At 47.0% G+C, this 13,156-nt stretch carries 10 protein-coding genes; 6 read left to right on the top strand and 4 right to left on the bottom strand.

The genetic code is table 11. The features are described from left to right. Positions 1 to 43: 43 nt before the first annotated feature. A complete protein-coding gene (locus ACFVS2_RS07830; RefSeq protein WP_390232833.1) occupies positions 44 to 940 on the bottom strand; it encodes a DMT family transporter in 897 nt (298 codons plus the stop codon). Positions 941 to 1,085: 145 nt separating this feature from the next. Here ACFVS2_RS07830 and ACFVS2_RS07825 point away from each other — a divergent pair, with 145 nt between their 5' ends. Continuing rightward, on the top strand, positions 1,086 to 1,964 hold the full coding sequence (locus ACFVS2_RS07825) for a LysR family transcriptional regulator (RefSeq protein WP_390232831.1): 879 nt from the start codon (positions 1,086 to 1,088) through the stop codon (positions 1,962 to 1,964). A gap of 1 nt (position 1,965) precedes the next feature. Here the strand turns inward: ACFVS2_RS07825 and ACFVS2_RS07820 are convergent, their stop codons facing one another. Beyond that, positions 1,966 to 2,712, bottom strand: coding sequence for a YwaF family protein (locus ACFVS2_RS07820; RefSeq protein WP_390232829.1), 747 nt, complete (start codon positions 2,710 to 2,712; stop codon positions 1,966 to 1,968). A gap of 363 nt (positions 2,713 to 3,075) precedes the next feature. Then, positions 3,076 to 3,585, bottom strand: a complete 510-nt coding sequence (locus tag ACFVS2_RS07815) for a Gmad2 immunoglobulin-like domain-containing protein (RefSeq protein WP_390232827.1) — start codon at positions 3,583 to 3,585, stop codon at positions 3,076 to 3,078. Between the two features lie 158 nt (positions 3,586 to 3,743). Here ACFVS2_RS07815 and aspA point away from each other — a divergent pair, with 158 nt between their 5' ends. Further along, the gene (aspA, locus tag ACFVS2_RS07810; protein WP_390232825.1) at positions 3,744 to 5,168 is read left to right on the top strand and encodes an aspartate ammonia-lyase; all 1,425 of its coding nucleotides are present in this window, start codon (positions 3,744 to 3,746) and stop codon (positions 5,166 to 5,168) included. A 69-nt stretch (positions 5,169 to 5,237) separates the two neighbouring features. On the opposite strand, the gene pdaA is transcribed toward aspA, so the two are convergent. Further along, a complete protein-coding gene (gene pdaA / locus ACFVS2_RS07805; protein WP_390232823.1) occupies positions 5,238 to 6,023 on the bottom strand; it encodes a delta-lactam-biosynthetic de-N-acetylase in 786 nt (261 codons plus the stop codon). 279 nt (positions 6,024 to 6,302) lie between these two features. On the opposite strand from pdaA, the gene ACFVS2_RS07800 reads away from it, so the two are divergent. The 4 genes from ACFVS2_RS07800 (at position 6,303) to ACFVS2_RS07785 (ending at position 13,074) form a co-directional block, all read left to right on the top strand. After that, the gene (locus tag ACFVS2_RS07800) at positions 6,303 to 6,563 is read left to right on the top strand and encodes a DNA primase (protein WP_390232821.1); all 261 of its coding nucleotides are present in this window, start codon (positions 6,303 to 6,305) and stop codon (positions 6,561 to 6,563) included. A gap of 100 nt (positions 6,564 to 6,663) precedes the next feature. Further along, positions 6,664 to 9,936: a DEAD/DEAH box helicase gene (locus ACFVS2_RS07795; protein ID WP_390232819.1), complete on the top strand. Its 3,273-nt coding sequence runs from the start codon at positions 6,664 to 6,666 to the stop codon at positions 9,934 to 9,936. Between the two features lie 183 nt (positions 9,937 to 10,119). Continuing rightward, the gene (locus ACFVS2_RS07790; protein ID WP_390232817.1) at positions 10,120 to 11,892 is read left to right on the top strand and encodes a CotS family spore coat protein; all 1,773 of its coding nucleotides are present in this window, start codon (positions 10,120 to 10,122) and stop codon (positions 11,890 to 11,892) included. Between the two features lie 33 nt (positions 11,893 to 11,925). Then, on the top strand, positions 11,926 to 13,074 hold the full coding sequence (locus tag ACFVS2_RS07785) for a glycosyltransferase family 4 protein (protein WP_390232815.1): 1,149 nt from the start codon (positions 11,926 to 11,928) through the stop codon (positions 13,072 to 13,074). The last annotated feature ends 82 nt before the right edge of the window (positions 13,075 to 13,156 follow it).

Genomic DNA, 13,156 nt, shown 5'->3' with positions numbered 1-13,156 from the left:
CTTTCAAATTGCTCTCTTGCATGACCCATAGGCAAAACCCGACTCAGGATAAGTGGGTCGGGTTTTTTGTCAGCTGCTTTCCACGCAGCAAGCTCTTCACATCGATTTCCGCAATCAACACACTGATCAAAACGAGACCTGCGCCTATGTACCCGCGAGCAGACAGTGTTTCGCCTGTGACCAAGAAGGCAAACAGGGCAGCGAAGACTGGCTCCAAGGAAAAAATAACCCCCGTGTGCGTGGCAGTCGTATATTTTTGGGCCACCGTTTGAACGACAAAGCCAATTGCACTGCATAATACGCTAAGGGCGAGCACGGCGATCCAAGCCTCTGTAGTCTGTGGCAATGTGGGAGTCTCCAGCGCAAAAGAAAAAACAATGCCCAACAGTGCCGTAAAGCCAAGCTGGTAAATCCCCAACTGGATCGTATCCGATTGATTGGCCCATCGGCCTGTTACGGTAATATGTGTAGCGTAAAAGAGGGCACCAGCGATGCACAAAAGGTCTCCTTGGCTGATGCGAAATTCAGCGCTTAGTGTGAGCAGCCCGATGCCGATCATGGCCAGTCCAGCGCCGACAAAGACTCTTTTTTCAGGACGATTTTTCAAAAGAATAGATAAGAGCGGAACAAAGATAACGGTCAAGCTAACGAGAAAACCAGCCTGGGAAGCTGTCGTTGATTTCACTCCGTTCGTGATGGTGGCAAAAACCCCGAAAAGGAGCGCACCGAGTACGAATGCATGGAGCAATGTTTTTCGATTCGTGCCACGCAAGCGTTTATGGAACAAGGCGGCTGCCAGTAGAAAAGCAATGCCAAAGCGGATACCGATCAGATTGAAAGTCTCCAAATCCTTCAATCCCATTTGCATAAACACATACGATGTTCCCCAAAACAGGGTGACCAAAATCATAGCCAAATCGGCTTTCACTTGCGGTTTCATGATGGGGTAAGCCTCCTTGCCCGGGAAAAAGCGGGTCCTAATCAGTGTTGCGCCATAAACAGTATACGAGTATCGTTTAAATAAGAAAAATGAATGTTTGTGATGATTTTCATGAATCGGATTCATGTAAAGGGGACGAAGAAGGGTGAGTTTGAACAAGTTTGAGGTAGTGATCACCGTTATTGAGTCGGGGAGCTTAACCAAAGCTGGCGAAATACTAGGTCTGACACAATCAGCGATCAGCCATGCGATTGCGAGTCTGGAGCGGGAATTTGGGTTTTCGCTTTTGACCAGAGGACGATCGGGCATTAGCCTCACGAGTAATGGGGAGCGACTGCTTCCGTATATGCGTGAGACCTTGCGCTGTCATGAGCGGATGAAACAAGAGGTGTTTGCCATCAACGGGTTGGAGGTCGGAACGGTGAGAATTGGAACGTTCACGAGTGTTTCCACGCAATGGCTTCCCGGAATCCTCAAGCGGTTCCAAGACCAGTATCCGGCGATCGAGATTAAGCTGATGGAAGGGTATTACGATGGAATTGAGAGCTGGATTCAAACCGGAGAAATTGATTTCGGCTTCGTCTCCTTACCGACAACAGAGGATTTGGAATGTATTCCTTTAAAAAAGGATCAAATGTATTTGCTGGTGACAGAGGAACACCCGCTCTACGGAGAGGAGCGGGTGCATGTGAGCCGATTGGCCGAAGAGACATTTATCATGCCGAAGACGGGCTGTGACAATGATATACAGCGCTTGCTGGCCCAGTATCAGATCGAGCCGCGAATCAAATATGAAGTGGGAGATGATCACGCGATTATTGCCATGGTGCAAAATGGGCTCGGGATCAGCATTCTTCCGGAAATGATTTTGTTCCGTTTGCCTGCAAATATCCGGATGATCCCGCTTGAAGGGGAGCATTACCGTTCGCTGGGGGTGGCAGCAACTTCTTTTTCCAAGCAGTCACCGGCTGCCAAGCGCTTCTTGCAGTTTGTAACCGATTGGGTGAACGAGCAGCAAGCGTAATTCAGACAGATAAATCGCCTCTGACTTCCTTTGCCAACGGCTGCTTTCGGACAAAGGGCAGGTACAACAAGAAAAACAAAGCGAGTGCTACTCCTTCCAACGAAACGATATACCACGGATACGGGCCTAAAAAGTCAATCAGACTGGGATTGTCCGGTTTACGCGAGACAAATAAGTAATTTCCGCCCGTCCATTGGTTGACGAAAAGTGCGACAAGCAAAAGCAGGTTTAAAAAGCCCATCGTTTTCCAAATTGAACGGACAGTCGGACGGTAGCCTTCTACCCACGTCATGTACAGGCAAGCAAGGACGATTCCCGCGTGGGCTACAAAAAAATGCACAAAGCGAAAATGCGGAAATGGATAAAACAACTCGGGGGTAAGCAATGCCTGCATGGCTCCGCCAATCCCGGCAAAAAACGTAATCTCATACAGCCCGTAGCTTCTCGTCATCAGCATCACGGTAGAAAGAAGGAGAGTCACGCTACATAGCTGCAAGGGCAATGTGTAAGCAGCCGTCCAGCTCTCGGTATAAACATGCCAAAGCTGATAACAAATCTCCGATAAGAGCAAGACACCCGCAAGTGAGTAACGTGTGGCGAGTCGATTTGTCGAGGTTTGGAGCTTTTGCCGAAATAAATAAGTGAGCACGACCAGACAGAACACAAGAATCAAGGTGATAACGTGAGAAGTGGAAAGTAGTTGAAACGGCTCTCCTGTCAGGAAAAGTGAAAAATAGGGTGAGGTCATGATGATCTCCTCTTTGTTTATTATTTTTTATATTTGAAAATTCACGAAATTTTAACAGATAGCTATTTGTCTGATATAAATCTTTGGTTATAATATAAATAGACTACGTTACATCATTGAGAGGAGATATAGTCTTGAACTTAGTGCTCACGGAAAAACAATGCAAGTCTTGCCAGGCTCGCTTGACAGAGTATGAAATCGAGAACAATGGTGCACTCTGCATGGAATGCTTCAAGGAAGAACAAGGCGAGTAAAAGTAACAGCAAGGCATACGGCAACTGACTGTCTACTGCTATCTAATAATAGACCCTTTCAATCAGGCCCTCTCTTTTTAATAGAGAGGGTCTGATTTTTTTGCAGGCCTTATTCCGGGAGCGGAATGATGAGTTCCATTCTTCGGCTGCCGTCTTTCATGCTTGTTTCAAACAAGATCAGTGTCAGTGTGCTGTTCGGCTCCGCTTTTTTCACTTTCAGTGTATGGGTAAAATCTCCCCAATCAGGAGCAGCGGTCGTAGCCTGCACGAAACCTTGCGTCAGCTCGTTATGTCCATCTTCTACGACATAATTAAGTACAGCTTCGAACACGCTTGCCTGTCCTTTGATTTCAAACGTGTCTTGGGCGGTTTTCTTCACAGTGACATTGCGGAAAATATCATTGGCATAGACTGTCTCCTGCTGAGCTGGTTGCTCCGTTGGTGGTTTCTCAGGAGTTGTAGGTGGTTGCGTGGTTGCGGGTGGCTCAGAAGCAGGTTTCTCTGGCTCGGCCGCAACGGGTGGCTTCTGTTGTTCTGTTGGAGTGGAAGGGCTAGTTGTGCCACTCGTGCATCCTTGCAGCAAGCCAATCGTCAACAGCAGCAAAAGCAGTTTTTTCATGGTATCCCTCGATTCTGTCTGGTATGAAATGGTACCTACAAATAGTAAGACGTAAAAACAAATAATAGTGTTTCAGGTGGAACGGTCTTCCTGCGTCAAACTGTGGTAGAATGGAGAGGAAGTAGCAACCATTATCCTAGAAGGCTGGTCTGATAAGAATGGAACAACAGACGTTTCGAGTGGAAAAAGACTTTCTTGGCGAGAAGCAAATTCCAGTAGATGCTTATTATGGCGTGCAAACAATGCGAGCAACGGAAAACTTCCCAATCACCGGGTATCGTCTTCATTTTTCCCTCATCAATGCAATGGCAATGGTAAAGAAAGCAGCTGCGATGGCAAATATGGAAGTTTCCAGATTGAATCCGCGCTTAGGAAATGCGATTGTCGCTGCGGCGGAAGAAATCATGCAAGGAAAATGGCATGATCAATTTATCGTCGATCCGATCCAAGGTGGAGCAGGTACTTCGATCAATATGAATGCCAACGAAGTGATCGCGAACCGCGGTCTTGAAATGCTTGGTGAGAAAAAAGGGGATTATTTCCACCTAAGCCCAAATACACATGTCAACATGTCTCAGTCTACCAATGATGCTTTCCCGACAGCGATTCATATTTCAACACTCACCCTGTTGGAAAAGCTGCTCGTGACGATGGATAAGATGCATGATGCATTTGACCAAAAAGCAAAAGAATTCGATGATGTCATAAAAATGGGCAGAACGCATTTGCAGGATGCGGTTCCGATTCGCTTGGGCCAAGAATTCGAAGCATACCGTCGAGTACTTGAGCGCGACATCAAGCGTATCAAGCAATCTCGTCAGCATTTGTACGAAGTGAATATGGGAGCGACTGCGGTAGGAACGGGTTTGAATGCTGACCCTCGTTACATTACAACAGTAGTCAAGCATCTTGCCGCTATCACAAGCTTCCCGCTGACCGGTGCAGAGCATCTCGTGGATGCTACACAAAACACAGATGCGTACACAGAAGTATCAGCAGCACTGAAAGTTTGCATGATGAATATGTCTAAAATTGCGAATGACTTGCGTTTGATGGCATCAGGACCTCGAGCTGGACTGGGTGAAATCTCCTTGCCAGCACGTCAGCCAGGTTCCTCGATCATGCCAGGAAAAGTCAATCCTGTCATGGCAGAGCTCATCAACCAAGTAGCGTTTCAGGTCATCGGAAATGACCATACGATTTGTTTGGCATCCGAGGCAGGTCAGCTAGAACTGAACGTTATGGAGCCTGTGCTTGTCTTCAACTTGCTGCAATCGATCAGCATTATGGACAATGCATTCGATGTCTTTACGCGTCACTGCTTGGAAGGAATCGAGGCAAACCGCGAGCGCATGAAAGAATACGTGGAAAAAAGCGTAGGCGTCATTACAGCGGTGAATCCTCATCTCGGGTATGAGACTGCTGCACGCATTGCCCGCGAAGCCATTTTGACAGGAAAGTCTGTACGTGAGCTGTGCTTGCAACACAATGTACTGACAGAAGAAGAACTGGATCTGATTCTCGATCCATTTGAAATGACTCATCCAGGTATTGCTGGAGCATCCTTGCTGGATCGCAACTAAACCCAAAAACTCCCGCGCTTTGCACATGCGAAGCAGCGGGAGTTTTTGCTTGCAAAAGGAGGGTGTGCATTACTTTTTCGGAAGGTGATCCAAGCTCTTGAATTCATAGCCTTGCTTGCGTGCTTCATCGATCATCATCCCGAGAGCCTCTGCATTGTCTTTGGAGACAGAATGGAGCAGAATAACAGCGCCGGGATGCAATTGAGCCATTACGCTATCATAGGCATATTTTGCCCCCCGCTGGACTTTTGTATCCCAATCCTTATAGGCGACCGACCAAAAGACATTGGTATAGCCCAAATCTTTGGTTACAGCAAGTGTGCGATCGCTGAAAATACCTCTCGGAGGTCGCAAGTAACGCATGTTAGCTTGTCCAGTCACTTGCTGGACGGCATCGCTTACTTTCGTCAGTTCGTCTTTGATTTTCTGATTCGATACGGTTGTCATATCGGGATGGCTCCAGGAATGGTTGCCGATCAGATGTCCCTCTTGTGCCATTCGCTTTATCAACTCGGGTTGTTCCTTCACAAAGTGCCCTGTCACAAAGAAAATGGCAGGGACTTTTTTCGTGACAAGTGTATCTAAAATCTTTGGCGTAAAGCCATTTTCATAACCGTTATCAAACGTCAAGAAAAGCTCTTTTTTCGTAGTATCCCCTAAAAAAACCGCACCGTGACGATCCACAATGCCTTTAAAGCCTTCCTCGTTGATAGAGGGTAGCTGACCATTCTTGCTCTTTTTAAATCCAAAATGGTACGGGTGATCTGGTGAGGCCATAATCGAGTCAACTGGCAAGGCACTTGTAAGCAACAAACTAATCCCGATCAACAAGCTTTTGAACATTCGTCTTTTCAATAATGAGCTCTCCCTTCTGTAGCGAAGTCGTGATGTATTTAAGGCGATTCCCTCAAAAGTTTGTCCAGTCTACTTCCAAATATGTAAACGTACATTTGCAACAGCGGCTAGGTAGAAGCGCGAGTGAAGCGGTATTCCAAGTTGTGTAAAAATCTTCTTTGAGTAAGGCGACAACTGTCCATACAAGAAAAAGAAACGCGTCATATAGTATTAAAGTCGACAGAAAACTGTTGGCAAATGCTACCAAGTAATCATTTATAGCCAGGAGGTGTGGTTAACATGGAAGAATGGTTGGAGCAATTACGTGAGGCCATCGGTGAAGGTGCAGAAGAATTGGAAGTAAAAATTGAATACGAAGATGGTACCACGAAAAAATTGTACTTCGGCAGTAATGAAGAAGATGAGGAAGATGAAGACGAAGAATCCGAAGGCGAGGAATCCGAAGACGAGGAATCCGAAGATGAGGAATCTGAAGACGAGGAATCTGAAGAAGAAGAAGATGAAGATGAAGACGAAGATGAAGACGAAGATGACGACTAATCGTTTGTATTTGTTGAAAAAAGATACGCGTACATGCGTATCTTTTTTCTGTTGCATTCTGTAATATTAAACATATTTCATGATAAGGATGGAACAGAAAATGAGCTTTCAAGTGAGTCATCAAACGATAAAAGAATGGTGCGGTCGCCTTTCTTATGAAAGAGGAAAGACTTTTTACCGTTCTGGGAACGTGCTTGTGGAGCATTTTCAACAGGAGCCTGCCTGGATCAAAACGACAGTGAACGCAGGAAAAAATAATTATCAGGTCACTATTGAACTGGACGAGTCTGGTATGGCAGCAGTGTGCAGTTGCCCTACTTTAGCGTCGTACGATCACTACTGCCAACATATCGCAGCCTCTTTGTTAACCATGCGTGATCTGCAAGTAGATGAGCATCCTGTCAGCTATTCCACTTCCTTTACAACGAGACAAGCAGGCATGACAACACAGCCTGATTCCCAGCTAACTGAGGGACTGTTCGGCTTGTTCGTGGACCGACCGATTCGGACAAGCCATAATCGCGTGTTGCTGGATTCACGAACAACGCTTGCCTTGGAAATCATATGTAAAATCGTACCGTACGGCTTTCGCAAGAGCATGATCGGGATAGAGCTGAAGCTAGGGCCAAAGAGGTTGTACATCGTAAAGGACATTCGCGCGTTTTTAGACCGGGTGGATAAGCAGCAAGTGTATCGTTTCTCTAGCCAATTTACCTATGATCCGAATTTGCATCGCTTTTTGCCAGAACATAAAGCCATCCTCCTTGAACTCGTGCAAATTTACCGCACGGAAAAAATATATCGAGAGACAGCCAGTTACCAGTATCAGGAACAGAAGCATGTAGGTGGCGAACGGGTTCTTCTTGTTCCGCCATTTACCTGGGAGCGATTATTTGCTTTGTTACTAACCGCACCGTCTGTTCACATTCAGCATCATGACCAAATGTATCCAACGTTTGCATGTATCGATGAGCCGCCGCCACTCCACTTCGAATTTGACCAGACAAAAACCGATGAATATCAGCTGGAAGTCCAAGGATTCAAACAAATCACTGTCTTGGAAGCTTACGGATTGTTGTTCGTAGATGGCAAATGGCACAGACTGCCAAAGGAACAATGCCACAGTTTGGCAGAGCTGAAGCACTTGTTAGAATCTCATAGCAGTGAGCGGATTCACATTCCAGCAGAAAAAATCGAGCCATTCATGGTGCAGATTGTTCCGGCCTTGATGAAACTGGGGAACGTGCAAATTGCAAAGGCCGTCTCGGAAAGAGTCGTGCAATTCCAGTTAAAAGCCAAGCTGTATTTGGACAGGGTAAGAGACCGGCTACTGGCGGGACTTGAGTTTCAATATGGCGATATCATCATCAATCCGCTGGAAGGCTATGAAGGGGGAGGGCAACGTGGCAGTGAGCTGATTTTGATGCGTGACGGGGAGAAGGAGCGACAGATTTTAGAGCTGATGGAGGAAAGTGCCTTTACCCGCACGGAAGGAGGGTATTTTCTCGATGACGAGGAAGCTGAGTACGACTTCCTTTACCACGTCGTCCCTAAGCTGGAAAAACTGTTAAAGGTATTCGCGACAACTTCCGTAAAAATCAGGATTCAGCCTCTCCACCTACCACCCAAAGTAAAAGTGGATGTCGATGAGCGAACAAATTGGCTGGATTTTCGCTTTGATATGGATGGGATACCCGAGTCCGAGATCCGAAGTGTGATCCAATCGGTAGAAGAAAAGCGCAGATATCATCGGCTGTCGAATGGAGCGCTCCTGCCGCTTGAGACAAAGGAATTTGAGCAAATCAATCGTTTCCTGGACGAGATGGGCATGCAATATGCTGAGCAAATGGGAAGTGGTTTTCAACTGCCTGCTTTTCGCGGACTGCGCTTGCTTGATATACCTATGCAGGGACAGTCTGTTCAGCTAGGCAAATCATTGCGCCAGTTTTTGGAGAATATGCGTAACCCTGATAATCTGGACTTTCCAGAACCCGAATCTTTGCAGGCGACACTTCGAGATTATCAGAAGTTTGGTTATCAATGGATGAAAACACTGGCACACTACGGCTTTGGGGGAATTCTTGCAGACGATATGGGCCTGGGGAAGACATTGCAAAGTATTACTTTTCTTCTCTCTGTTCTGCCCGAAATCCGAGAACAAAAGCTCCCAGCGATTATCGTGGCTCCTGCCTCTCTTTTATACAATTGGCACAATGAAATCAAAAAGTTCGCGCCAAATATCCGTAGCGTTATTGTGGATGGCACGAAGGAAGAGCGAAATCAAATCGTAAACGAGCTATCAGAAATCGATGTACTCATTACTTCGTATCCGCTCTTGCGTCGTGATCATGCCCAGTTCGAGCAGAATTCCTTCCACACCTTGATTTTGGATGAAGCGCAGACCTTCAAAAACTATGTGACTCAAACAGCTCAGACAGTAAAACGAATAAAAGCCAAGCATCGCTTTGCTCTTACGGGAACACCTGTGGAAAACAGGGTAGAAGAGCTGTGGTCCATCTACGATGCTGTTTTCCCTGAGCTTTTTCCGGCACGAAAGGAATTCCTCGACTTGCCGCGAGATACGATTGCGAAGCGAACGCGTCCATTTTTATTGCGCAGGCTCAAGACTGAGGTACTGAAGGAATTGCCGGCCAAAATTGAAACACTGCAAAGCGCAAGACTGTTGCCTGAACAGAAAAAGCTGTATGTCGCCTACTTGGCGCAGCTCCAACAGGAAACAGTGAAGCATCTGTACAATAAAGGCTTTCAAAAAAATCGGATCAAAATTCTCGCTGGCTTGACGAAACTGCGCCAAATATGTTGTCATCCAGCGCTGTTCGTCAAAGAGTATGACGGAGGGTCATCCAAGCTCGAACAGCTATTTGAGATTATTGGTGAATGCAAAAATGCTGGGAAGCGCGTTTTGCTCTTTTCTCAATTTACGGAGATGCTAGGGATAATCGGACGCGAGCTGGGGTATCACGGTGTCCCGTTTTTCTATCTGGATGGACAGACGCCAGTAGCAGAGAGACTAGATTTGTGCAACCGATTTAACGAGGGAGAGCGGGATTTGTTTCTCATGTCTTTGAAAGCTGGGGGAACTGGATTAAATGTGACGGGTGCGGACACCGTAATCTTGTATGATCTGTGGTGGAATCCCGCTGTGGAACAACAGGCAGCTGATCGTGCCCATCGTATCGGACAAAAGAACGTCGTTCAAGTGATCAGGCTTGTTGCAGAGGGAACGGTCGAAGAGAAAATGTACGAGCTGCAACAAAAAAAGAAAAACTTGATCGAGGAAATCATTACACCGGGGCAAGAGGCAATCTCAGCTTTAACCGAGCAAGAAATACGCGAATTGCTGATGATTTAATACGAACAGCTTGACTATCGCTACCATGCGAGGGGTCGAGCTGTTTTTTTGCGAGACTTTATCCCTGTGCGAATAACGAATTGGCAGACTCCCAATGATATTTGTCCGGTTCGAGATAAGGACATAGCGAATAGCTTATGGAGAAGGACGAAGGCATCACCACAGAAGTGTGGGGGGAATGTAATGGAACAATATGTGATTAAGCCATGGGATACCCGAGAAGGGAATGCGGAAACGCCGGCTAACTGGGATATGACAGTGCCACCGGAAGTAGATGCGATCGCAGACCAAGTGATCAAAGAGTATGACATGTCGGTGAAGAGTCGTACACTCATTACTTCCAAGCCAGACAAAGGCGGGGCTATTTGGCGCATCGAGACAGATAAAGGTCCGCGCAGCCTAAAGGTACTGCACCGTACGCCTGAACGCAGTCTCTATAGTGTGGCTTTCCAAGAATACGTCGTCAAACAGGGGGCAAGAGTACCAGCATTGATTCCTGCCCGAAATGCCAGTCTTTTTGTAGAAAAGGGTGGGAAACTTTGGATTGTTACCGATTGGATTGCCTTGCAACCGGCAACAAAAGTAGATTTGGTAGGCGCGCAAGAGCTTTGCTACGGTCTTGGTGAATTCCATCGTCATTCGAAAGGCTATGTTCCGCCCGCAGGAGCCAAAAACTCTTCCCGTTTATATCGTTGGCCCAATCATTATCAAAAGATTGCCAAAAAAATCGGGTGGATGCGGGAAGTAGCAAAAGCCTACAGTGAAACCCCAACAAGTAAATCCATTTTGGCCGTCGTCGATCACTATGAACAGCAAGCATGGGCAGCCTTAGAGAAATTAAAAACATCTGCCTATCCCAAAATGATCAAAACGGGAGAGGCGCACTGGGGATTGGTGCACCAAGATTACGGCTGGTCAAATGGTCAAAATGGTCCGGGAGGGCTTTGGGTCATCGACCTGGATGGCGTGTCGTACGATTTGCCGTTTCGGGATTTGCGCAAGCTCATCACCAGTACGATGGATGATATGGGCGTCTGGGATGTTACCTGGATGCGCGGCATGATCGAAGCCTATCATAAGGCAAATCCACTGGATCGCGAATCGTTTGAAGTGCTCTTAAATGACATGGCAGTGCCAAACGAATTTTATAAGCACCTCAAAGAGATGTTTTATAATCCCGAAATCTTTCTGTCGACGGAAGCGGAAGGTATTCTGCAGCGAGTGTTGACGGGGGATAAAACGAAAGATGCTGCATTGGCAGAGCTCGCCAAAGACATCAGCAAATACGAACCAGGCAACTATGACCAAATAACGGAAGTGGTTGAACCGCAAAGGCTGGCGTCAGGTATCACGGAATTCATACCTGTTGCGGTATCCACTCCACCGACAGAGTCTTTGCTCGAGGAGCCGAAAGGCAAAGAGTCCATGAGCAAGGTGTCTAAGGAAAAAGATTCGAAGGTGAAGGCATCCAAAGTCAAGGAGCCTGCAAGCGATCAGGTAGCCAATTCACTTCCGACTTCCGACCAGGAAGAAAGCCAGCAGGAAGGGGCAGAGGCAGACCAAAGCACTACCCGCAGAACGCGAATCTCATTTTCGGGAAATGTTCCTTTTACGCCATCAGCGCCACTCGCTACAAGCGAAGCACGAAACCTCGTTCGTCGAAACAAAAAACGGGGGATGAGCTCATCTGTCTCAAAAAGCAGCAGCAATAAGTCAAGCAAGCCTCAAAGGAAAGTAAAGGTCTCTATCAATGTAAAGGCCAAATCACCACAAGCAAAACCCGCAAGTCAAAGGAAAAACATAAAAGGAACTGTGTGGACATCTAAACAGCAGTCCCGGACCGTCACTTCCAACAAGAGCAAGAAAGTTGCCAAGGCGGCGAAACCAAGCCGTAAATTCATCAACAATCAGCTGAAGAAGCAGCGTCAAAAATCAAAGAAGACGAGAGGCAACTAATGTAAGAAGGCGGAACGGGAAAGGAGAATACGGATGAAAGTTATTATGGTCTGTACAGAAAAATTGCCAGTCCCTCCTATACGAGGGGGAGCGATTCAGACATATATTGCAGGGATTGCAGATATTCTAGGGAGGCATCACGAGCTGACTATCCTGGGAACGTCGGATCCCACGCTACCAATGGATGAAAAAGTTCGCAATGCACGTTATGTGCGGGTAGAGGGTCAAGGGGTGTTCGAGATTTATGCACGCGAAGTAGCCGCTTTCCTAAGTGCGAACAACTATGATGTCATCCATGTTTTTAACCGACCGCGGATGGTTCCCATCATTCGTGAGGTATGCCCGAACGCACGTATCATTCTAAGTATGCACAATGATATGTTTGATCCGGTAAAAATAGGGCAGGCAGAAGCTGCTAGAGCGGTTGCTGAAACAGAACGCATCATCACCATCAGTGATTATGTCGGTCGGGTCATTGCCTCGTTGCATCCAGAAGCCGCAAATAAGGTTCGCACGATTTATTCAGGTGTGAACTTGGAAACATTCGTTCCGGTGGAAAGATCCAATACGGCGCAAAAGATTCGTCAGGAACTGCGGGCGACGCATAATCTTGGCAACAAACAAGTGATTTTGTTTGTAGGACGATTGACGCCGAAAAAAGGAGCTGACATTCTAGTTCGTGCGATGAATGAACTCCGCTCCTACCATTCCAACATCGCTCTCGTCTTGGTCGGAGGGTCCTGGTACGGTGAAAATAAAATCAGTGACTATGCAGCGTATGTACGCTCATTAGCGAATCGTTCGCCTGTTCCGGTTATTACTACGGGATTTGTTCCGGCAGATCAGATTCACCACTGGTTCTGGGCGGGGGACGTTTTTGTCTGTCCTTCGCAATGGGAGGAACCACTGGCACGTGTCCATTATGAAGCGATGGCTGCCGGTCTGCCTTTTGTCACGACAAAACGGGGTGGAAATGCTGAGGTGATCATTGGAGGCAATGGACTGTTGGTCGAGCAGCCGGAGGACCCTCAAGCGTTTGCTTTACAGCTGAAACAACTGTTGTCCAGCCGCGATCTCCAACGTCAAATGGGGAGAAGCGGACGCCAGCTTGCCGAACAAAGATTTACATGGGATCGAGTCGCAAGAGATGTGCTAGACGTATGGAATAACAGCGGTAGGTAAAACCAAAAAGTGAATGCTATCAGCCCACTTCCCGCAGAGAGATCGGAGAAGTGGGCGTTTATTCATACCTTCGAGACGAAAG

The organism is Brevibacillus sp. NPDC058079 (genome assembly GCF_042885155.1).
Taxonomy (GTDB): domain Bacteria; phylum Bacillota; class Bacilli; order Brevibacillales; family Brevibacillaceae; genus Brevibacillus.
Note: the sequence above shows the minus strand (reverse complement) of the source record. Positions and strands in the feature narration are given on the sequence as shown.